Below are 22,366 nucleotides of genomic sequence, written 5' to 3'. Positions count from 1 at the left end.
GGGGGATAATGATGGAACGGCGAGAACCAATAAAAGTTACAGAAGCAATTGAACGAGTCATGCAATATGGGGCAGCAGGCGACATTGAACATATAGCATTGGAACAAAGTATGGATCGAGTTTTGGCAGAAGATGTTCTGGCCGATCATGATGTGCCCCCATTTGATCGTTCGCCATATGATGGATATGCTATTCGCTCCAGTGACACTTGCAGAGCATCAACAGAAAATCCGATCACACTATCTGTTATCGGCCATATTGGCGCCGGGGAAGTTTTTGCAAATACCGTTAGGGAAAATCAAGCGGTCCGGATTATGACAGGAGGGCCGATTCCTGTTGGATGTGATGCTGTTATCATGCTAGAACTAGTAGAGGAAGTATCCGAGCACAAGATTTGCATAAAACGTAAAGTGAAGCCGAATGATAACATTTCCTTTCAAGGCGAAGATACAACAAAGAATGATGCCATTGTTAGAAAAGGAACTCGAATTAACCCAGGAATTGTCGCACTACTTGCCACATTTGGCTATAAGCAAGTCCCTGTAGCAAAAAAGCCGACTGTAGGAGTGATTGCGACAGGCAGTGAATTACTAGAAGTAGATGAACCACTTGTACTAGGGAAAATTAGAAATAGTAACGCATATATGATTATGGCCCAATTAGAACGAGCTGGCGCAAAGGCAATCTATTTCGGTCAATTTATCGATGATTTAGAAGTATGTTATAACCAAGTAAATACAGCGATTGAACAGGTGGACTTTTTAATAACAACAGGTGGTGTGTCAGTAGGGGATTATGATTACTTGCCAGAGATTTATCGGAGAATGGGAGCAAATGTATTATTTAATAAGGTAGGGATGCGACCGGGCAGTGTAACAACTGTTGCCGAATTAGCTGGCAAACTGTTATTCGGGTTATCTGGTAATCCATCTGCGTGCTATGTCGGCTTTGAGCTTTTTGTAAGACCAGTGCTCCAGTTCTTTTTAGGAAATCCACTAGCCTATAATAAAGCAATCCAAGCTAGGCTTGGATTGGATTTTGCAAAGCCAAATCCATTTGATCGATTTGTGCGCGGCAAGCTTTATTTTACCGAAGCACAACCTGTTGTCACGCCGATCGGGCTAGATAAATCAAATGTCGTTTCCTCATTAGGAGAAGCAGATGTATTGATTGTATTACCAGGAGGCACAAGGGGATATGAACAAGGAAGCAGTGTGGTTGCCTTATTGCTCGAATATGCAGAAGGGGATGCCGAGTTCTTAAACAATTATCAATTAAAGGAGAGACAGCATGGACACTAAGCGTTACAAAATCGTGGATCAGCCTATTGCAATCGATGAACTTATTGACAAAGTAACGCGTCCTGAGGCAGGTGCCATTACAACATTTATTGGAACGGTAAGGGAATGGACGAAAGGAAAGCGTACCATCTATTTACAATACGAAGCATATATTCCAATGGCGATAAAAATGTTGGAACAAATTGGACATGAGATAACGGAAAAATGGCCGAATACCGAAATTGCAATCACCCATCGAATTGGTAGATTAGAAATTACGGATATTGCCGTCGTAATAGCGGTTTCTTCCCCGCATCGTGAAGCTGCATACCAGGCAAATCAGTATGCGATTGAACGAATTAAGCAAATAGTACCAATATGGAAAAAAGAGCATTGGGAAAACGGCGAAACATGGATTGGAGATCAGCTCGAGCAAATCCCCTATCATGATCCATGGTCAACAAACGAGGGAGGCATTTAAAATGAAAATATTGGTGTTTGCATATTTACAAGAACAGCTTGGCACATCAGAATTAGAGCTGGATTGGGAAGCACAGACGGTTCAGACATTTAAAGAAGCCTTTCAACAAAGCTATGGGATTGATTCTTTAGACCAGGTCATGATTGCCGTAAATGAAGAATTCGCAAGGGGCCAATCTATGATCCAAAAAGATGATGTAGTGGCACTCATTCCGCCAGTCAGCGGCGGGTGAATCAGTTAGTTCAATTGAAATTAAAGGATGATAGCACATGCAATGTGTACAAATTATCGGTTATAAAAATCGTGGGAAAACCACTTTAGTAGAGCATTTAATAGGATACTTTTCAAAATACCATTACCAAGTGGCAGCAATCAAGCACCATGGACATGGAGGCCCTCCTTTAGGGTGGGAGAAGACAGATAATGCAAAACATCTTCAAGCAGGAGCAGATTTTGCTGGTGTGCAAGGAGAAAACCTGCTGCAAATTGCGACAAATAAGGAATGGAATCTAGATGTAATTATACAATTATACACGCTATTAAACGTAGATATTCTATTTATAGAAGGATACAAGCATGAACCGAAGCCGAAAATTGTGCTAATTGGGGAGCAAGAGGATATCCATCTAATAAATAAAGTATCTAACCTGAAAGCGGTAGTTTCTAGTATTCCTTTAGAAGAAATATCTGTTCCGATATTTAAGCCTAATCAATTAGAAAAATTGGCCTGTTGGCTTCTGGAACAATACACGCAAAATCTGCTTCATTAATCAATATTACACATTTCCAGCGGGCAGTTTTCACAGCCGATCGCCTGACGTAAATACTCAATGTCGTGAAGGATTATTTTTCCTTGTGTATTCAAAGAAATAATATTGTTTTTCCGAAGGTCACCGAGCATGCGGTTCACACTTTCCCTTGTAGTTGCACAGAACCTTCCTAGCTCTTGATTTGTTAAGGTCATGTCGATAAGGATGCCATCATCCACAGGGACACCGTAACTATTGGATAAGCGAATTAAGGTAGAATAGACAGCACCTTTTTTTCCATTTAATAGTAAATCGCGCAGCTTTGATTGGAATTTTCTCATGTGGTCGCTTACCCAGCGCATGAATTCAAAGGTGAGCGCGCTGTTAGCCATTAATTCTTTTTCTAATTTGCTTCTTTTTATCACATAGACCTCACCGGTTTGGAGCGTTTTACAGCTTAATAGAAACTTTGGATTATCAGCAAACAGCGTTAGCTCACCGACGATATCATCTTGTTTACAAAGCCGCAGCAATAGTTCGTTTCCTTCTGCAGTAAGCTTGCTAATTTGAACTAAACCGGATTCTAGTAAATAAATTTCTTTTGCTTCTTCTCCTTCGCGGAATAGATAATGGTCTTTATATATTTTTTTCTTTGTACCAATAGACACAAGCAAATGCCGCAGTTCTGGAGAAATCATTCTTTTCCTTGATGCTTGTATTGGAATTTTCACGTGGAGACCCCCTTATCATGGTTTCATTTCCATGATAGCATGAAAAAAATGCAAGTAGCTCGTTGAAAAACTAAAACTTAATGACAATTTTTAAACAATAAGCGTCTAAGTATGGAGTGATGACATGCAGCAACCTATCGTTGGTATTTTATTGGCAGGAGGAAAATCAAGCCGCTTTGGTTCGCCGAAGATGTTTGCCGAGCATAATGGAAAAGCTTTTTATCATCATAGTCTGGATGCTATTACCCCTTTTGTTAAACATGTATACATGGTAACGCAGCCGCATTATGTAGATCAGATAAAAAGTGCAGAGGCAGATGTTTCTATCCTGATAGATTTGCCTTCTATAAAAGAAAAAGGCCCGCTTGCCGGGATATATTCTGCCATGCAGGAAAATCGAAGTACATGGTATTTAGTCATCCCTACCGATGTCCCATTTATGACAGAAGCTACGATTCATTTGATCGTAAAGGAAATCCAGCCTGGATATCAGGCAATTATTCCATCTTGTAAAGGAAGGTTACAACCTTTAGTCGGTGTATATCATGCGACCGTTGCTCCTCTCATTGAGGAAATGCTGCAAGCTGGGGACTATGCTGTTTATCAGCTCCTTCAAAAGCTAAAGGTAAAAACAGTTGAGGTGGAAGATGAAGAGCCTTTTTACAATTTGAATTATCAGCGGGATTACGATTATCTAATAAAGAAGTAGCCAAGAGTATAAATGCCTGGATAGGTGCTATAAATTAGAGACAAGGAATATAAGGAAATGAACATAAATAAGGATACGAAGCAGCAATTACAGAAGCCTCTTTATAAATGGACAGTTCACGATTTATTATTGTTAATTAAATGTAAGGTATTATTAGCTAATGTTTTGCCAGTGCTGACTTCCTTTCTATTAGCACTGAACATCCTTAGAGAAGGATTTTTAGATTACTGGATGGAATTTATCTTTGTTTTACTTGGTTCAACTTTGGTAATGGGAGGAGCATTGGTACTGAATAATTGGTATGACGTGGATATTGATTCCATCATGGAGCGTACGCAAAAGCGCCCAACCGTAACAGGTAATGTGCCACTGCAGACGGTGCTTATTTTAGGAATAGGCTTCACGATAGCTGGCTTTATTTTTTTACTGATGGTGAATATGAAGACTACGTTATTTGCGTTCATCGGTTGGTTTACGTATGTCTTTTTATATACAATGTGGTCTAAACGCCGCTATGCTTTTAATACATTGATAGGCAGTTTATCAGGGGCTGTGACCCCATTGATGGGATGGGCGGCAGTTGGGTCTATTCTTCATAAAATCCCACTTGCCTTATTTTTGCTTTTGTTTATCTGGCAAATGCCTCACACCTATGCCATCGCTATTAAAAAGTTTCAAGAGTATGCGGACGCGAAGGTAGCAATGCTGCCAGTTGTATCGGGAATAACTAAAACAAAATATCACATGTTATTTTATATTGCATGTCTGTTACCAATTCCCTTTCTCCTTGCTTCATTTGGAAAAGTATTTGTGATCGTGACATTTGTTTTCACAATGGGCTGGCTTATTTTAGCTTTATCGGGATTCTTGGTAAGAGATCAATGGAAATGGGCGCATTGGAATTTTTTATACTCTGTGAATTACTTAATGATCATATTTATTTACATGACTATCCTCACTCTTTGCTTCAAAGTTAAGTAGAGAAAAAATAAGAAGGCGAAGGATGATAGTAAATCATGGTCCTTCGCCTTTACACTTATATGAACTTAAGCGTTTATCTCCCTTTTTGCTGTACTTAAATCGTTAAATATCCCGACATAATACCGGACTTCCCCGACATTATTTTTGATGGCACTAATGGTCAACCATTGTAAATAAAAGGAGCCATCTTTTCTTTTATTCCATATTTCACCCTCCCAGAAGTCATGCTGATCAATCGATTTCCACATTTCTTGGTAAAAGGACTTGTCGTGTTTGCCCGACTGGAGGAGCACAGGAGTATTTCCTAAGGCTTCCTCTGTTGTATACCCAGTAATCCGTGAAAATGCAGAATTTACCCGTTTAATGACGCGTTTTTTATCTGTTAACATAATTGCTTCGGCTGTGTTTTCTATGATCTGCTTCTCGATGTTTTTCTCATCTTGATAATACATCCAAACTACAATAACGAAGCTAACCAATGCAAATTGGGACAATGCCATAAATCCGATCGAATATTGCCCTGTCATTTGTTCAACCGCAGTCAAAATAAGAGGTGGGAAGAACCCGCCTAAACCACCAATGGCAGAAACTATTCCATTCACAATCCCAGCTTGCTTTGGAAAGTGCAATGGAACTAATTTAAAGATCGTTCCATTCCCGATACCTGCTGTTACAGCGACAGATAATGTTCCGATCGTGTATAAAGTCAAGGTTGGGGAAAATGATAAAATGATACCTGAAGCAGTGATGCCGATAAATGTTATCATTAAAATAATATACGGGTTAAATTTATCAGCAAGCCAGCCACCAACTGGTCTTAGGAAAGTCGCAAGCGCTATGAACCCTGCCGTTCTCATTCCTGCATCAACCGTACTCAATTCAAAATGAGTAGATAAGAAATTAGGTAAATAAACGGTAAACGCCACGAAAGCTCCAAAGGTAATAAAATAGAAAAGACTTAACGCCCATAATGTCGCATTTTTGTATACAGCTTTAAATTGCTTAGATAAAGCGACATGCTCTTTACTTTCCTGCTTATCTCCTAAAAAAACAGTTAAAGCTATAAACAATAATAATAAGACAAGATACATCTGAACCGCTTTATTCCAACCGAGCATTGCTGCGATAACAGGGGCTCCGAAGGAAGTAACGGCTGTTCCAATGTTACCTACGCCATAAATTCCATTAATAAAACCATGTTTTTCTTTCGGATAATATTTTGGTAACGAGGTGACACCAATGGAAAAGACAGCTCCGCCGACTCCAAGAAATAATCCACCAATTACTAAATCTGAGAATGAATTAGCTATACTAATAAAGTAGACGGGAAATAGAAGAATAAAAAAACTAATACTAAATAATAGTCTTGCTCCATAGCGGTTTGTATAAAAGCCTATGGGAATCCGCAGTATAGAACCTAAAATAACAGGAAGCGCCGTCACTAATGACACTTGTGATGCTGTTAATGAAATATCTTCTCGAATACTAGGCATTAGGGAGGATAAGATCACCCACACCATGAATCCAATGACAAGATTAAACGTTTGCAGATTTAGTTGAATCGTTTGTTTTTTCATATGACGATATCCTTTCTTATGATTTCATATTTGTCCTCTATACAACAATAAAAAAAATTTTGCTGTCTACGTGTGATTTACTTCACATATAGCCAGCAAAATTTTGTTTTTTTTATTATATTTACTGTTAATGGGACCATTTCAATCTCTGGCTGTAAGGAAGGCGGCATCAGATAAACTTTGTCCAAATATTATTAAATGGGGATAATAACGACTTGAACATATCCTGCTGTGAAAGAAAAAAGAATTACCATCAAAAAAGTATGGGTAATTCTTTTTTTAATAGTTATTTCTTTGTTTTATCTCTTTCTTGCATTTCTCTCACATTTTCTGAGTGGAAGGGAGAATTGCTCACTTCATTAACGACACTAAATGGGTTACCGTCCAAGTCAAAGAAATCAAAAAATTTCATTCCGCCAAAATCATCGATTTCGGTAGTAACGATGCCATTGTTTCTAAATTGTTGATGGGCAGCTTCAATATTATCAACGACAAAATTAAAATAGGAGTTCTTCTGATCCCCTTTAATAATAAATTCAGTAGGCTGGGGGGATTCTACTTTTACTAAGGCTAATTGTGTTGTTCCAGCTGGTAAATAAAAGCCGGCACCATCCTCCCAACTATCGATTATCTTCACACCAAGAAACTTTACATACCAATCGGTAGATTTCTTAATATCTGTAACGGGAATAAATATACTACCTACTTTAAACATAATCTTCCTCCCTTGAATGAAATTCTTCCTTATAACGAATATAATAATGGAAAAGTTACACTTACATGTAAATTTATATAAAAGAGGAGGAGACATGGTTTTTGAAGATATCGAGGTTGTGATTAAGAAACTTTATAAATATTGTTTAAGGTTGTCAGGGTCACCTTGGACAGCCGAGAATCTAGTACAAGAAACGATCCTAAAGGTTTATAAAATAAAAAAAGCGGAGCCGAAAAGGGAGTTTACATTTTCTTATTTATGTACGGTGGCAAAAAATCAGTTTATCGATGAGAACAGGAAATATAAAGAGAGTATTTTATTTAATGAGGACATTTTCGGAGAAGCCTACGATTTTATAGATTACGATGGTTTAATAGAAATTTTACTTACCACCCTACCTTTAAAACAGGCTATGCTAGTTACCTTGAAGGATGTATTTGGCTACACTTCAAAAGAAATGGCATCCATGTTAAGAATAAGTAATGAGGCGATTAAAACAGCACTTCATCGGTCTAGAAAGAAACTAAAATTGCAAAATAATAATATGAAAATCCCCTCTTCTAATCAAGAAATTATTACTGCCCTCACTAAAGCAATACGGGAAGCGAAACCGATGCAAATATTTTATCTTTATCGACTATTAGAATCACAAAATTTTAAGGTAAGAAGAGGTTCTATCCATTCTCGATTCTATGTTATAGACCCAGATGGAAATATTTTAGAAATTACATCCTCATAAGTTGAACTATATTCATACTAATAAAACGTGGTATATTAGTTTTACCCACAATTAGAACGGAGACTAATTATAATAATATAATAAAAATTCGGGAGGCAAATATGCTATCATTTGAAGAAAAACTAAATATTATTGAGGAGTTCCCTCAATTAGAACGAAAGAATGTTTCATTAAAACGCGTTAATTTTCATTATGCGGAAAGTGGAAGTGACAAAAAGAACGTCGTGTATCACTTACATCCCAATGGAAATGGATTTGTATATGCGGACAAGCTGAATGAGTATGAGACAGATGAAAAAGGGATGGTCAATATTAGAGATTTTTCAAAAGAAGAACTAAAAGAAATTATTGAAAAATCCATTCAATCATTAAGACCGAATATACAAGAAGAAGAGACGGTCGAGGAAGAAACAGTGGAAGAAGAAACATGGATTGATACGGAAAATAATACACTCCTTCTTCTTCAAGAAGAAGGGTTTTGGAATATATATGCCGGAGTCAATCTAGAAAATAGTTTTTCAAGCTACGAGGAAGCTTGTGAATACTTAAAGGAAGAAGGCTTTAACAAGTCTTCCATTTAAGATACGTAGGAAAAACAACGCAGAGGGTAGGACAAAAGAATTTTACATAAAGAAAAAGCCAAACTATAATACAATAAAACATCGTAATAGTTCGCGTTTTTCTTTTCGCTGATTTATCTTTTTTATAGCTAAAAAACAAGTTCGTTCCATTGCGCTCCAGTCACTCGCTTTCCGCGGGGAGGAAGCTGAGCCTCCTCACTGCGCTGCGGGGTCTCAGCCTTTCCTCTATTTCCCGCAGGAGTCGAGTGTCTTCCACTCCATTTCACTAATCTTATAAAATGGGGCGAGAAACAAAAATAGATTTTATTTATCATTCGTCTAATTCAACAAATGATTATTCAGCTTTAAGCATATCCTTTTTTAGTTTTGTCTCAGCCCCGTTTTACTATTTTCATGAAAAAGTGGAACAGCTCAAGGGCTTATCCAAAAAAAGGAGGAGAAAGAACTTGAGTCAAAATAGATTGGTCCCGAATACCTTCTTGTATACCTTCAATTATGCGGAGGAAGAAGAACAACTATGTAAATTAGAAGTTCGTTCTCTATTTCGTGCTGACTTACATGCCTTTGTATTAGAGAGCAGTATAAATAGAGATCCAAGCAGGAGTCCTTTTATAAAAGAAAAAATAGCGGTTCTATTTTCAGGTGATACGTTAGAAAATCTAAAACAAAAGGTCGAGGCAATGCCTTCTTTGCATAGTACTTACAAAGTAATCGGCATCAATTATCGGGACATCGATCCCCTTGATAAAATGGAATTTAATGAAAGGAAAGGAATCGCTAGACAAATTGGATGCTTGGTTCCAGGTGCAGCAAATCTTCATAATCCAGAGATAGTATTTGCTATTACCAAGTTAAAAGGAAAATGGTATTTCGGATACTATTCGGAAAATCAGGGTATGTGGCTTATTCATCAACAGAAACCTCATAACTACTCAACTGCACTAACTACCCGAGTGGCTAGAGCGCTAGTAAATATTGCAGTTCCAGAATTAAGAGGAGTGAAGGTGATTGATCCATGCTGTGGCATCGGGACAGTATTGGTAGAGGCTTTATCGATGGGAGTTAATATAACAGGCAGTGATTATAATCCCTTAGTCATGAAGGGCATTCGGAACAATCTCGCCCATTTTGGACTTTCTGGTCCTGTATTTTTAAGGGATATCAGAGACATAACAGAAATGTATGATGTGGCAATTATCGACATGCCATATAATCTTTGCTCCGTTGTTTCCGATGAGGAAAAATTTGCAATGTTGCAAAGCGCCCGTCGCTTTGCTAAAAAAATGGTCATCGTAACGACTGAAGATATAGATGGAATACTGGGTGAAGCAGGTTTTGAAATAGTAGATCGGTGTGAAGTCCCAAAGGGAAAATTTATACGGCAAACAATCGTTTGCTGCTAAGGCATAGGGATGGAATAGATGAGGATTAACTTGTAGTTTAAATACTAGATGAACTAATATATGATAACAAACAAAACGATTGGATTTATTATCCAATCGTTTTGTTTGCAAAGTTGTTTTCTTCAACGAGCTCCCATTACTTTAAGTATATTTCTTAACAGGCTAATTCCCTTTCAATTCAATTATTATGGATATCTTCCTATTTCTAAATAGAGATATATTCAACATCAGATTATTTTTATTATACAAATTCACTTAACTTCCTTTACTTATTTTTGAAATCCCCTTCTTCTCAAATTAAATCTAATTTGTAATTTTTCTAAATTAAGATGAATAAACGATACCCCTGCTAATATTAGTAGTCCCCCTAATAGAGATACCTGTGTTGGTTTTTCACCAAGCCAAAACCACCCAATCACAAATGAAAGTGCTGGAGTTAAATAAAGCGAACTAGTTGCTACAGAGGACCCAACACGTAAAGTTAAGTAAGCTAATATTATATACGGAATAATGGTAGGGAATATCCCTAAATATATGACGCTTAAAGTGGACTCTAATGAAGAATTTGTAATTTCCCCTACTAAACCCGGGAGAAGAAAAAGCATACAAATAGTCCCAGCAATAATGGTATAAACAGTAAAGGCGAAAAAACCATACTTCTTAATATAATGCGTTTGAAAAACAAAATAAAAACTTTCTGATATTGATGCTATAAGAATAAATAAAATTCCACTGCCAGTTCCAAAACCCCATGTTCCTAAGGAAATCAAAGCTACTCCAAAAAAGCTAATAATAGATCCAATCCATTTTGATATTCCGAATTTTTCCTGGAGAAACCAACCAGCTAAAAAAGCGCAAATAACCGGTGTAGTTGAGACCAGTAAACTGGCAATTCCTGAACTAACTGTCTTTTCTCCTATATTTAATGCCAAATGGTATACAGTAAAGCCTAAAAATCCAAACAAAAATATAATGGGAATATCTTTAAATTCAGGCAATTTCATTTTAAAAATAATAGCAATTCCTATGAGTAATATGGAACCCACTAACATTCTAAATAGGGCAAGGTGCTCAGGTGTATAAGATTGTAATCCGACCCGAATCCCTGTAAAAGCTGATCCCCAAAGAAAAATTATAAGACAATTTGCCACTACTATCCTAATATTCAATTTATACGGCATATGTTCACATCCTCGATAAAATTTCCAACCAATTCTATTTTTCTTTCCCATAGTATTTAAGATTTGTTAAAATGTCTGCAACCAGTTAAAAAAGAAAAAAACCAACCACTTAAGTGATAAGGGAATTTTAATGGAGGTAAACGGAATTGGTATTGAAAATTAAAACTCCAAAATATCAACAAATAATCGATTTTATTAAAGAGAAAATATCTAATGGAGAGTGGCCAATCGGAAGTAAAATACCTAGCCAAAGAGTATTAGCAAAAAGATTCGAGGTTAATAGAAGTACAATTATTACTGCTTTGGAAGAGTTAATGGCTGATGGATTAATTGAGGCTAAAATTGGATTAGGCACATACGTAGCGAATAACACATGGACTTTATTGGCTACAAATCCACCACCTGATTGGGATGAACATGTAAAATCTGGATTACTTAGACCAAGTCAATCAACTGTACAGGAAATAAATTTGGCCGAATCTAATGCTGATCTTATACAACTTAGCAAAGGGGAGTTATCTAAAGATTTATTTCCCTTAGAAACAATGAAATCAGTGTTAAGAAGAGTATCTGACCAATTAGAGGCTTTTGGGTATGAAGAACCAAAAGGGTTTCTTCCTTTAAGAGAAGCTTTGAGTGATTATCTTAAAACTATCGGTATTCAGGCTTCCCCTTCTTCCATTTTAATTGTGTCTGGTGCATTACAGGCTCTGCAATTAATTTCAGTGGGGCTACTCCATAGAGGTTCAAGTGTTTTACTGGAACAACCTTCCTATCTTTATTCCCTTCGTGTTTTTCAATCTGCTGGGATGAAGCTTACAGGACTACCAATTGATGAAGATGGACTTATACCTAACTCTATTTCCATCACAAATAAACAACGCAACAGAGCCATTTTGTATTCCATTCCCTGTTTTCATAACCCTACAGGTATCTTAATGCCTGACAAACGACGCCAAGAGCTCCTTAGCATTTGTAAAAAGGAACAGCTTCCTATGATTGAAGACGATATTTATCGAGAATTATGGCTTGATGAAATTTCACCTTCTCCTATTAAGGCAAATGATAAACATGGTCATGTATTGTATTTAGGCAGTCTATCTAAATCGTTAAGCCCTGGTTTAAGGATTGGATGGATTGTTGGACCAGAACCAGTCATTGAACGATTATCCGATATAAAAATGCAGACAGATTATGGTTCCAGCTCCATATCTCAAAGAGTAGCAGCTGAATGGTTTAAAAGTGGGTTATATGAACAACACCTTGGCTTGGTACGAGAAGAGTTAAAAAAAAGACGGACAGTTATGTTAGAAACATTAGTATATTATTTAAGCGATATAGCTTCTTGGTATACACCAAAGGGTGGATTCTTTATTTGGTTAAAAATAACTTCAAAAATTTCCATGAAAGAACTTTATGTAAAAGCCTTAGACAGAGGCATATTACTGAACCCTGGAAGTATATATGGTCAAGATTCTAACCGTTATCTTCGCCTTTCTTATAGCTATGCCTCCATCGCTGACTTGAAAAAGGGAATTTACCAGTTAAGCAAAATTATAAGAGAACTTGTAGGTAGTTAGATTGTAAATATTTATGCTGTGAAAAAATTTGGCTTCTCATTCTAATGGTTACTTTACCTTGTTTATCTATTCCGCTTATAGCAAAAAAACAATTAAGAAATATGTACTTACTGCTCTAACAATGAGTGCATATCTTGTTCTAGAAGAAAAATTTTCAGTAAAGAAAAAATGGTGGTGGTTCCCGTAAAATATAAAACATAATGTCTTGGCCGAACTACCATTAATTAGTGAACCATTCTTTACTGGTTCTATTTGGATAGAAAGAAGTTTATCAGTAATAATTTAGGAATGTCGTTTTATAGATATTCCTATTTTTTCCTATTAGTAAAAATGTATCCCTTATTTAACGGACGGATCTTTTGGTTTAAGTAGCATTATTTACAAGCTTTCTTTTTTCTTACTTATGCTTTGGCTATTTAAACACTTCAAAACTTTCTAGCTAAACAAGCAATAACAAGACAGAATAGCTCACCAAACCAAGGAAAAAAGCAATGAAACTGCTCTCTCTTTCTTCTGGTAACTCTTCCTTCAGTACATTTAAAATTATCCCCCCTGCCAAGAATGCTGTGAGCATGGAAATATAAATTTCCTTTAATTCAGTAAATAAGCCAACCATCCATCCAAATAATATTGCTAATGTTAGTAACCATCTACCAAAATGGTCATATATTTCTTTGTGATCTTTTCTTAGACTGTGATCATTGGTAACAAAATGAACCGCCATTGCTAAGAAGTAGAATAACATTCCCCAATTGCTTCTATATGTTTCTCTAATCAAAAGATAACCAATTAGCGCGTTATATACAAAAAAAGATGTTATATGAATCCAAAATACACCGGTTTTCGATTTTTTCGTCCCACTTTCTTTTTTTGATTTTTTAACCATCTTTTCTAGTCCATAGAAAATAGTTAATCCCAGCAGAGCTATCAGATAGGCGTGATTCTCAAATAGGTGAAAAATTCCTTTATCTCCTAATTGCTCTAATACTCTTTGATGTTTGCTTAACTCGGGCATTAGATGGATAAATACATAAGAAACTGCTATACCACCAGCGATTGAGAGAAATCTACTTCTAGGTGAATCTTTGATAAACTTCATTGTTTTAGAAAAGAAATGAATAAAAATAAATCCAATTACAAAAACAAGACTTAGACTAATCGTCATTTTAATCCCACCAAATTTTTAGGTTAGTACAGTAAATAACCTAAATCTACATAACAAAACCATACTCAGAGATTTTGAGCCAGTTATTCTGCTAATTATAATATAGAAAAACATTGGAATATTGGTAGTAGGCATGGACATCTTTCTCAGAAATATCACATTAATTCCTTATTTAACAGCAAACACAAAAAATCTATTTTGAATAAGAATTGAACAAAATGGATTTTCTTCTGGATTTTGTCTTTTTATTTGAACTCATTTATTTAAGTGTAAAAATATATTTCTTATAGCAGGCATCAGAATTATAACTATTGAAATTTCCTGAATGAGATAAAAGTTACATACCAAATAACAAGCAAACTAACACCCCGATTGCACGATGACAATATTTATTGTTAAGAAGCGATTAGGGGTGTTATTTGCTATATTGCAAGCTAGCAAATTTACATGTATTTATAGTGTTTTTTTCACAAAACGGAATTACCTACTATTAATCTACCTGACTTTTTTGTTTTATCAGAAGGATAAGGGGTATATATTTCCATAAGCAATATATCAAGTTAGAGGTAATGATAAAAAGTAAATGAAAGAAAAAGGATGGATAGCCAACATGTTGTTGAATAAAAAGATACTACTGTTCTTCAGTTTAATCGGGCTCTGCCTTTTATCTGCTTGTGCCGAAAAGGAGAAGCTTGCAGATGGATCTGAACTGATTAATAAAAATCAATTTGTTTTTGCTGCTTCTGGTGAGTTTAAGCCATTTAGTTATATAAATAACGATCTCACCATGTCAGGATTTGATGTTGAAGTTGGCGAAGCACTTGCAAAAGAAATGGGACTTGAACCAGTTCAGAAGCGAATTAAATTCAAAGGGATTGTAGAAGGGGTGAAAACAGGACGTGCAGATGCAGCCGTTGCCAGTCACACGATTAATCCGCAGCGGAGCAAACATGTTGCCTTCAGTACTCCTTACTACTACTCGGGTCCGCAAATTTTCACCAGACCAGATAGTTCAATTAAGACGGTCGACGATTTAAAGGGAAAGGAAGTAGCTGTTGCAAAAGGTTCTACATATGCCGATACTGCCTCCAAGTATACGGACAAAATAAAAACATATGACAGTGATATTACGGCTTTACAAGCGTTAAGCAGCGGTCGACATGATGCAGTAATCACCGATTTTGTAACAGGGAAAAGTGCTGCACAGGAAGGGTTTAAGATTAAAGCACAGCAGTTAATTGATCGCAGTGAACAAGCGATAGTTCTTCCCCAAGATAATCCAAAACTATTGAAGCGAGTAAACCAAGCCTTGGAAAAACTCCGAGAGGATGGGACACTTACTCGCATTAGCATGAAATATTTTGGAGAGGACATTACGACTAAACCAGAATAAATTTATACCAGAATAGAAAGGAAGTAATACTTTGCCAAGTTTTTCACATTTTTTTAACATACTAGCGGAAACAAAAGGTGTATTCCTAAAAGCTATGCTTTTGACATTAGAGCTGACAGCTGTTTCGATCGTACTCGGAATCGTCATTGGGCTGATCTTTGCCTTATTAAAAATTTCTAAAATCAAAGTGCTGGAGCTTATTTCCGATGCATATGTCTATTTGGTTCGCGGGACACCGCTGATTGTTCAAATATTTATTCTCTATTTCGGAATAAGTGGAATTTTCCTTCTTCCTGATTTTTGGGCTGCTTCCCTTGCTTTAGCATTCCATAATGGAGCTTATATTTCCGAGATTCTTCGTGGTGCAATTCAGGCAGTTGATAAAGGTCAGTTAGAAGCAGGACGTTCTTTGGGAATGACAAAGGCGCTGACATTAAGGAGAATTATTCTTCCACAGGCATTTAGACGCGCGCTGCCACCATTAGGTAATCAATTTATCATTAGTTTAAAAGATTCTTCGCTAGCTGCATTTATCTCCATGAATGAGTTGTTCAATGTAGCAACAACACTAGGATCCAATAATTTTGACGAAATGACCTATTTACTCATTGTAGCTGTCTACTATTTAGTACTGGTAGCGCTGTTGACATTTGTAGTAAACCGAATTGAATTAAAATTAGCAGTAAGCGACAGATAGGAGCGAAGAAATTGGACAAGAAAGAAATGATCAGAATAAACCAATTGAATAAATCATTTGGAGACTTACATGTATTGAAAAATATCGATTTAACTGTTTATGAAAGTGATGTCGTTTGTTTAATAGGATCAAGTGGTTCAGGGAAAAGTACCCTCCTTCGCTGTTTGAATTTTTTAGAAAAAAAGGATAATGGCAGCATTATCATTGAGGGGAATGAGGTCAATCCAAGCACAGACAACTTGAACAAAATTAGGGAAAAGGTAGGAATGGTCTTTCAAAATTTCAACTTATTCCCACACAAAACCGTATTGGAGAATATTATTGAAGCACCTATCATGGTAAAGGGTGTAGACAAAGATAAAGCTATCTCCAAAGCAAAACAGTTACTGCAAAAAGTAGATTTAGAGGATAAGGCAGATGTTTATCCTAGTAAACTATCAGGTGGGCAAAAGCAGCGGGTAGCCATAGCCAGAGCACTTGCAATGGAACCAGACATTATGCTCTTTGATGAGCCGACATCAGCGCTGGATCCAGAGCTAGTGGGAGAGGTATTAACAACGATGAAAGACTTGGCAGAAGAAGGAATGACCATGGTAGTTGTAACCCACGAAATGGGATTTGCTAAAGAAGTAGCAGATAGTATTGTGTATATGCATGATGGAAAGATTATTGAACACGGAACAGCTGAGCAATTTTTTAACAATCCAAAAGAAGAAAGAACGCAAGAATTTTTAAAAGCTACGATGCTTAAATAACAAAGAAGTCCTGTCTAAAAGTATAGACAGGACTTCTTTGTTATTGTATTTGTAAATTGGATAAATTTCGTAAAATACGCTTGTAAATCTAAAGAAGACAGCCACTGATGATTCATTTTAATAGAGCTAAGAAGAGCATAATATTCTTTTTCTAAAGACAGACCATAAAAGCAAGAATGAGGACGAAATGGTGGCAGATTACTTGTTAAAATAGGTCCAATAAAAGATTTGGAGGAAAATTAAAATGAATAAGATGAAGGAATTCAAGGAACTACATTTTTCAGAGGATTTATTATTTCTTGGAAACGCCTGGGATCTTCTTTCAGCTTTAACGCTAGAAAAGGCCGGATTTAAAGCAATTGGTACAACTAGTTGGGGAATTGCTAACTCATTAGGATATTCAGATGGAGAATTAATTGATTTTGATCGACACTTAGCTATAATCAAAACGATTACAGAGAATGTAAAAATCCCTGTTTCCGCTGATATTGAAGCTGGATACAGTGAGGATCTAGATAAAATTATTAATAATGTATTAAGGACAGCTGAGATTGGAGTTGCTGGTATCAATATAGAGGATTCACTGAAAAAATCAAATGAATTGAGAGAAATAACGCAGCATTGTAAACTAATGGAAAAAATGAGGGCAGCCTTAGATAGAAATGGTTATAAAGACTTTTATATCAACGCCAGAACGGATACTTACCTAAAAAGGAAAAACCCCTTGCTGGAAACAATGGAACGAGCTCATGCATATGTGGAGAGTGGTGCCAGTGGAATTTTTGTTCCTGGGTTAAGAGAGGATAAAGAGATTAAAGAAATTACAAAGAATGTTAGCGCTCCACTAAATCTATTATCTTTACCTGGGCTGACGAATTGTAATATGCTTAAAGAATTAGGAGTAAGACGATTTAGTTTTGGAAACGCCCTATCTGATAGTGTAATTGTTCATTTAGAAAAAAAGGTTGGCGAATTATTAGAGTTCAAGGATATGTCCTCTTTGTATGAAAAAGAAGCACTAGGGTGAAAGGATAGTGGTTTATATGTCGACTAATCTCAATCTTTCATTTGAAGAGATGTGGGAGAAAATCATCAATTGTGATCGTAAATATGATGGGATTTTTTTTACCGCAGTAAAAACAACAAAAATATATTGCCGTCCTTCCTGCAGATCACGGAAGCCTAAAAAGAAAAATGTTGAATTTTACTATGATAGGAATGAAGTTGAAAAAGCTGGGTATCGTCCTTGCAAAAGGTGCCAGCCAGAAGTTGAGCATTCTCCTCATATTGAACTTGTCAGAAATATCATTACCTTCCTGGTCAATCATTATAAACAAAATTTGATATTAAAGGATATAGCAGCCCATGTCGGTTTGAGTCCCTTTTATTTGGAGCGATTGTTTAAAAAGGAAACTGCTGAAACCCCACGTGCTTATTTAGAAAAAATACGCATTGATAAAGCGGCCTACCTTCTCAAAAGCACTGCTATGACAAACCTAGAAATTTGTTATGAGGTGGGTTTCCAGAGTTCCTCTAATTTTTACAAAGTATTTAGAAGCATAAAAAACTGTTCTCCTAGTGAATATCGCAAGGGATACCAACATGAATTGGATTGATTATGAATCTTATATCGAGATTTATCCTCCAAAGGAATTTAATTTTGAAGAGTGTTTAGTTTTTTTAGGCAGATCCAATCAGGAAGTGCTTCATCGGATTGAAGAGGGATTTTTATACAAATTGATAAAAGTGAATGAATCGTTGATTTTATGTAAAGTTGGATCAATCGATCATGCCATAAAGGTCGAATTTCCATTGAATCCAGCATCCAATGACATACACAAAAAAGTGGCGGAGTATATTTGGGAATGGTTTGATTTGGATCAGGATTTGGAGAGCTTTTACCAAGTTGCAGATAAAGATAAAGTGTTAAGGCAGCTTACCCATAAATACCATGGTTTAAGGATTATGTGCATTCCTGACTTATTTGAGGCGGCCGTGTGGGCAATTATGGGTCAGCAAATTAATTTAACATTTGCCTATACCTTAAAGAAACGCTTCGTTGAAAAGTATGGCGAAAGCCTAACATTCCAAGAGGAAACATTGTGGTTATTCCCCTCATTTGAAAAAATTGCGTCTATCCATGTCGATGATTTAAGGGAACTTCAATTTACTACAAGGAAGGCTGAATACATCATTGGCATTGCTAAAGATATGCAAAGCGGCAAATTAACAAAAGAATTATTACTTATGAAGCAAGATAATTATCAAGTAAAAAAATCTCTTCTGTTGATAAGAGGGATAGGAGCATGGACGGCAGAGTATGTCATGATGAAATGCCTCCACTACACCTCCTCCTTCCCAGTTTCAGATGTCGGCCTTCATAATGCCTTAAAGAATGTATTAGAGCTTAAGAGTAAACCGACTATAGAAAAAACGAAAGAATTAGCAGAAGGTTGGAAAGGCTGGCAGGCATATGCAACTTTTTATCTTTGGAGGTCATTATATGACAAAAATATATAAATTAGATTATGAATCGCCGATTGGAATGATAGAAATAATTGGTACCCATGAAACAATTATTTCTATTTTATTTTCTGAAGAGAATGATAAGAGTGTGAATTTATTACAACCAGAAACTCCTCTCGTTTTAATAGAATGCTATAACCAGCTCGACGAATATTTTAAAGGCAAGCGCCATGAATTTTCCATCCCATACCAATTGGAAGGAACAGATTTTCAAAGCGCGGTATGGAACGCTTTAATAAAAATACCGTATGCTGAAACGGGGTCCTATAAGGATATAGCCATGTCCATTGGGAATGCAAGAGCGATTAGAGCTGTAGGAAGCGCAAATGGAAAAAACAAGTTAAGCATTGTCATTCCTTGTCACAGAGTAATCGGATCAAATGGGACATTAACTGGCTATGCAGGAGGTTTATGGAGGAAAGAATGGCTGCTTCAACATGAGAAAACGTATCACAAGTAATTGAAATGTTAATGATAATCCACACCAATCATTAAAGATTGGTATGGATTTTTTAGTTTTATTATAGAAGAGAGTAATAATAGTTCCTTTTATTACTCAATAGGGTGATGGTTTCAGCTATCATTTTTACTCCCCATTTTATTTGATGATCTTGTACTTGTGATATACATAAACGGATGAGATTATCCTTCTTGTAGTTGGTCAAGAACATTCTATCCGCATCATCAATTAATATCAGTTTTTCAGATAATAAAAAAGCTAGTCTTTTGGCTGATACATTTTCAGGTAAATAAATAGAGAGATAAAAACCGCTGTCCGGTTGCGTGTAATGTGTCCCCTCAGGAAGTAATTCTTCACAAGCACTTTTTAGTAATTGCATTCTATGAAAATAAACTTCTTTTATTTTTTTAATATGACTTTTATACATCCCGCTTTTTAAATAGATTTCTAACGCACCTTGTGAAAGGACGGAACTATTAAAGTCCGAACTAAATTTATAGCGTAAGAAGTTATTTATCATTATTTTTGGCAATACCACTCCAGCAATACGCAGCCCTGGAAGAAATACCTTTGAGAAACTTTTAATATAAATGACTCTTCCAGAAGTGTCATAAGAGAATAATGGATCAGATTTTTTGTTGCGGTCTAATTCACCCAAAAAGTCGTCTTCCACAATATAAACGTCATACTTATTTGCCAGCTCCACTATTTTTTTCTTCTCATTATTCGTATAAGAATGTCCAAGGGGGTTATGAAATCTTGGAATGATATAGAAAAACTTAATGTTATTATTTTTAAAAATATATTCAAGGCGGTCTAAATCGATACCGTTCATGGAGAGTTCTATCCCAAAGGTGGAAACTTGATGTATTTGCAGTGATTCAATCATGCCAAAATAGGTTGGCTGCTCAATAAGAATATTTTTTTTGCCGTTTGGAAAAGGGAGTGCTGTAAGCAGATGGATAGCTTGTTGCGAGCCTGAAACAATTACAACACGATCAGGATCGGTGAATACTTGTGAATCTTGAAGATTTTTAACTATTTCTGTACGTAAGGAGTAAAAGCCTTGATGATCTGAATAGGTGAATATATCCTTTTTGTATATTTCGATAGCTTGATTTAAGCAATGCTGAAATTCTAGATAAGGAATTAAATGGTTGTCTGGTCCAGCTGATAAAAAATCAACAATGGTAGAATCCTCGGCAGAGAGGGCAAATTCATTTACGATATAATAGCCGCTTTGAGGTATTGCATAAACTAAGTGTTCTTTTTCTAGCTCACTGTAAGCTTTAATCACAGTATTTTTACTACAGGAAAACGTTTCAGACAACTGGCGAACAGAAGGTAATTTACTACCAGCGACAAGTGTCCCATTTGTAAGTTGATTCTTAATTTCCTCTACAATTTTTTTGTATTTTGTGCTCAAAATAATGGCCAACCTCCTCAAACTGTACCATGACAGATTTAGAAAATAGATATGTATATTTGGTTTCTGTATCAGGTATTATCTAAATTATAGCAAAACTGTCACTGTATATTTAGGTTTCTTAAGACAGAAAAAAATAGTAGGAGGAAAACGAATGGAAAAGGAAAAATTGGGGTTATTATTAGGCTTGGTGGGAGTAATTTGTTTTAGTTTAACCTTGCCAGCTACCAGTATTTCTGTTGAATATTTTGGTACTACCGTGGTTGGATTAGGAAGAACGGTTCTTGCAGCAATTATAGCTAGTATCGTGCTTGTTGTTGGAAAGGAGAGAGTTCCTAATCGGCAGCAATTTAAAAGTATCCTAATTGTCGCCATGGGCGCTGTCTTAGGATTTCCATTACTAACTTCATGGGCAATGCAAGCACTACCAGTTTCGCATGGAGCGGTTGAAGTGGCTTTATTGCCATTAGCTACAGCAGGGATTGCGATGTTAAGAGCTGGAGAAAAACCTTCAGTGAGATTTTGGATTGCCAGTCTAATCGGTGCCGGTGCCGTAATTTTTTATGCAGTTAATTTAGGTTTTGGCAAACTTCAGTTTGCAGATTTGGCACTTTTGACAGCAGTCATTATTTTAGGTTTTAGTTATGCCGAAGGGGGCAAGCTTTCCAAAGAAATAGGAAGTTGGCAAGTAATAGCATGGGCCATCGTTATTGGAGCGCCATTTTTCGTCATTCCAGTTGTAATGGATTTTTCTGTTGAAATGTTAACTGCCCCATTTCAAGCTTGGGTTAGCTTAATCTATTTAGCTATTGTAAGCCAGTTTTTAGCATACATTGTTTGGTATGGCGGCATGGCATTAGGAGGTGTTGCAAGGGTTAGCCAGCTTCAATATATACAACCTTTTATTATGATTATCTTTGCAACAATCTTTTTAGATGAGTCGATAACGCTTGTAACGATCGTAACAGCAATAATTGTAGTCGTTTCGGTAATCGTTGGGAAAAATACTCCGATATCAAAAAAGACATCACCCTGAGATAGAATAAAAAATATTGATTAAGATAAATGAAAATATAAAGAATCAGTAAAAAGAAAAATGTGCGTTTTTTCTATTTTACGACGAAGTAGTTAATCTGATAATTTGATGCCCGGGAGGTGGATGATACTCACAACCTCCTTTTTAAAAAGAAACGCTGTTTTCGTAAACTTTGTTGTTTTTCTCATAGATGAAAGAGAA

Annotated in this window: 24 protein-coding genes; 18 read left to right on the top strand and 6 right to left on the bottom strand. The window is 36.2% G+C overall.

The genetic code is table 11. The features are described from left to right. Positions 1-8 precede the first annotated feature (8 nt). Genes C2I06_RS18280 through mobB form a run of 4 tightly spaced genes read left to right on the top strand, consistent with a single transcriptional unit; the run spans position 9 to position 2,531 of the window. Positions 9-1,301 carry a molybdopterin molybdotransferase MoeA gene (locus tag C2I06_RS18280; RefSeq protein WP_095333307.1) on the top strand — a complete coding sequence of 431 codons (1,293 nt, stop codon included), beginning with the start codon at positions 9-11 and terminating at the stop codon, positions 1,299-1,301. Further along, positions 1,291-1,761, top strand: coding sequence for a molybdenum cofactor biosynthesis protein MoaE (locus tag C2I06_RS18275; RefSeq protein WP_095333309.1), 471 nt, complete (start codon positions 1,291-1,293; stop codon positions 1,759-1,761). Before C2I06_RS18280 ends, C2I06_RS18275 begins: the two co-directional genes overlap by 11 nt. A gap of 1 nt (position 1,762) precedes the next feature. Further along, complete coding sequence (gene moaD / locus C2I06_RS18270) at positions 1,763-1,993, top strand: molybdopterin converting factor subunit 1 (RefSeq protein WP_123258605.1); 231 nt, start codon at positions 1,763-1,765, stop codon at positions 1,991-1,993. Positions 1,994-2,030: 37 nt separating this feature from the next. Then, positions 2,031-2,531: a molybdopterin-guanine dinucleotide biosynthesis protein B gene (gene mobB, locus C2I06_RS18265; RefSeq protein WP_123258604.1), complete on the top strand. Its 501-nt coding sequence runs from the start codon at positions 2,031-2,033 to the stop codon at positions 2,529-2,531. Here mobB and C2I06_RS18260 read toward each other — a convergent pair. Continuing rightward, the gene (locus C2I06_RS18260; RefSeq protein ID WP_095333327.1) at positions 2,528-3,208 is read right to left on the bottom strand and encodes a Crp/Fnr family transcriptional regulator; all 681 of its coding nucleotides are present in this window, start codon (positions 3,206-3,208) and stop codon (positions 2,528-2,530) included. The two genes, mobB and C2I06_RS18260, sit on opposite strands and share 4 nt — an antisense overlap. 157 nt (positions 3,209-3,365) lie before the next feature. Between C2I06_RS18260 and C2I06_RS18255 the strand changes: the two genes are divergently transcribed. After that, on the top strand, positions 3,366-3,950 hold the full coding sequence (locus C2I06_RS18255) for a molybdenum cofactor guanylyltransferase (RefSeq protein WP_095333313.1): 585 nt from the start codon (positions 3,366-3,368) through the stop codon (positions 3,948-3,950). Positions 3,951-4,007: 57 nt separating this feature from the next. Further along, complete coding sequence (gene cyoE / locus C2I06_RS18250) at positions 4,008-4,931, top strand: heme o synthase (RefSeq protein ID WP_095333315.1); 924 nt, start codon at positions 4,008-4,010, stop codon at positions 4,929-4,931. 65 nt (positions 4,932-4,996) lie between these two features. Here cyoE and C2I06_RS18245 read toward each other — a convergent pair whose 3' ends face one another. Together C2I06_RS18245 and C2I06_RS18240 are read right to left on the bottom strand one after the other, a co-directional pair. Continuing rightward, positions 4,997-6,508 carry a nitrate/nitrite transporter gene (locus C2I06_RS18245; RefSeq protein ID WP_095333318.1) on the bottom strand — a complete coding sequence of 504 codons (1,512 nt, stop codon included), beginning with the start codon at positions 6,506-6,508 and terminating at the stop codon, positions 4,997-4,999. 286 nt (positions 6,509-6,794) lie between these two features. Then, on the bottom strand, positions 6,795-7,223 hold the full coding sequence (locus tag C2I06_RS18240; protein ID WP_095333320.1) for a VOC family protein: 429 nt from the start codon (positions 7,221-7,223) through the stop codon (positions 6,795-6,797). A 94-nt stretch (positions 7,224-7,317) separates the two neighbouring features. Here C2I06_RS18240 and C2I06_RS18235 point away from each other — a divergent pair, with 94 nt between their 5' ends. The 3 genes from C2I06_RS18235 to C2I06_RS18225 all read left to right on the top strand — a co-directional run bounded on the left by C2I06_RS18235 (position 7,318) and on the right by C2I06_RS18225 (position 9,946). Continuing rightward, positions 7,318-7,962 (top strand): RNA polymerase sigma factor, encoded by a 645-nt coding sequence (locus C2I06_RS18235; protein WP_123258603.1) that lies wholly within the window; start codon positions 7,318-7,320, stop codon positions 7,960-7,962. A gap of 101 nt (positions 7,963-8,063) precedes the next feature. Further along, positions 8,064-8,543, top strand: a complete 480-nt coding sequence (locus C2I06_RS18230; protein ID WP_095333325.1) for a hypothetical protein — start codon at positions 8,064-8,066, stop codon at positions 8,541-8,543. 446 nt (positions 8,544-8,989) lie between these two features. Then, positions 8,990-9,946, top strand: a complete 957-nt coding sequence (locus tag C2I06_RS18225; RefSeq protein WP_123258602.1) for a TRM11 family SAM-dependent methyltransferase — start codon at positions 8,990-8,992, stop codon at positions 9,944-9,946. A 269-nt stretch (positions 9,947-10,215) separates the two neighbouring features. Here the strand turns inward: C2I06_RS18225 and C2I06_RS18220 are convergent, their stop codons facing one another. Continuing rightward, positions 10,216-11,127, bottom strand: a complete 912-nt coding sequence (locus tag C2I06_RS18220; protein WP_123258601.1) for a DMT family transporter — start codon at positions 11,125-11,127, stop codon at positions 10,216-10,218. A gap of 146 nt (positions 11,128-11,273) precedes the next feature. Between C2I06_RS18220 and C2I06_RS18215 the strand changes: the two genes are divergently transcribed. After that, the gene (locus C2I06_RS18215) at positions 11,274-12,707 is read left to right on the top strand and encodes an aminotransferase-like domain-containing protein (protein ID WP_123258600.1); all 1,434 of its coding nucleotides are present in this window, start codon (positions 11,274-11,276) and stop codon (positions 12,705-12,707) included. A 439-nt stretch (positions 12,708-13,146) separates the two neighbouring features. On the opposite strand, the gene C2I06_RS18210 is transcribed toward C2I06_RS18215, so the two are convergent. Beyond that, entirely contained in the window at positions 13,147-13,872 is a 726-nt protein-coding gene (locus tag C2I06_RS18210; protein ID WP_123258599.1) for a ZIP family transporter, read from the bottom strand. A 610-nt stretch (positions 13,873-14,482) separates the two neighbouring features. Between C2I06_RS18210 and C2I06_RS18205 the strand changes: the two genes are divergently transcribed. The 7 genes from C2I06_RS18205 (at position 14,483) to C2I06_RS18175 (ending at position 19,703) form a co-directional block, all read left to right on the top strand. Next, complete coding sequence (locus tag C2I06_RS18205; RefSeq protein WP_123258598.1) at positions 14,483-15,265, top strand: transporter substrate-binding domain-containing protein; 783 nt, start codon at positions 14,483-14,485, stop codon at positions 15,263-15,265. Positions 15,266-15,296: 31 nt separating this feature from the next. Then, positions 15,297-15,962, top strand: a complete 666-nt coding sequence (locus tag C2I06_RS18200) for an amino acid ABC transporter permease (RefSeq protein WP_047940992.1) — start codon at positions 15,297-15,299, stop codon at positions 15,960-15,962. Between the two features lie 26 nt (positions 15,963-15,988). Further along, positions 15,989-16,717 carry an amino acid ABC transporter ATP-binding protein gene (locus C2I06_RS18195; protein ID WP_061797312.1) on the top strand — a complete coding sequence of 243 codons (729 nt, stop codon included), beginning with the start codon at positions 15,989-15,991 and terminating at the stop codon, positions 16,715-16,717. A 244-nt stretch (positions 16,718-16,961) separates the two neighbouring features. After that, positions 16,962-17,744, top strand: a complete 783-nt coding sequence (locus C2I06_RS18190) for an isocitrate lyase/PEP mutase family protein (RefSeq protein ID WP_123258597.1) — start codon at positions 16,962-16,964, stop codon at positions 17,742-17,744. A 16-nt stretch (positions 17,745-17,760) separates the two neighbouring features. Continuing rightward, complete coding sequence (locus C2I06_RS18185; RefSeq protein WP_123258596.1) at positions 17,761-18,333, top strand: bifunctional transcriptional activator/DNA repair enzyme AdaA; 573 nt, start codon at positions 17,761-17,763, stop codon at positions 18,331-18,333. After that, positions 18,320-19,237: a DNA-3-methyladenine glycosylase family protein gene (locus C2I06_RS18180; RefSeq protein WP_123258595.1), complete on the top strand. Its 918-nt coding sequence runs from the start codon at positions 18,320-18,322 to the stop codon at positions 19,235-19,237. The genes C2I06_RS18185 and C2I06_RS18180 overlap by 14 nt, the downstream gene beginning before the upstream one ends. Continuing rightward, a complete protein-coding gene (locus C2I06_RS18175; protein WP_123258594.1) occupies positions 19,221-19,703 on the top strand; it encodes a methylated-DNA--[protein]-cysteine S-methyltransferase in 483 nt (160 codons plus the stop codon). Before C2I06_RS18180 ends, C2I06_RS18175 begins: the two co-directional genes overlap by 17 nt. 61 nt (positions 19,704-19,764) lie before the next feature. On the opposite strand, the gene C2I06_RS18170 is transcribed toward C2I06_RS18175, so the two are convergent. Continuing rightward, positions 19,765-21,129: an aminotransferase-like domain-containing protein gene (locus C2I06_RS18170; protein WP_123258593.1), complete on the bottom strand. Its 1,365-nt coding sequence runs from the start codon at positions 21,127-21,129 to the stop codon at positions 19,765-19,767. A 154-nt stretch (positions 21,130-21,283) separates the two neighbouring features. On the opposite strand from C2I06_RS18170, the gene C2I06_RS18165 reads away from it, so the two are divergent. Continuing rightward, the gene (locus tag C2I06_RS18165; protein ID WP_123258592.1) at positions 21,284-22,165 is read left to right on the top strand and encodes a DMT family transporter; all 882 of its coding nucleotides are present in this window, start codon (positions 21,284-21,286) and stop codon (positions 22,163-22,165) included. The last annotated feature ends 201 nt before the right edge of the window (positions 22,166-22,366 follow it).

This window comes from Niallia circulans, assembly GCF_003726095.1.
Lineage (GTDB): Bacteria > Bacillota > Bacilli > Bacillales > Cytobacillaceae > Niallia > Niallia circulans_A.
This window is presented reverse-complemented; position numbering and strand designations above follow the sequence as displayed.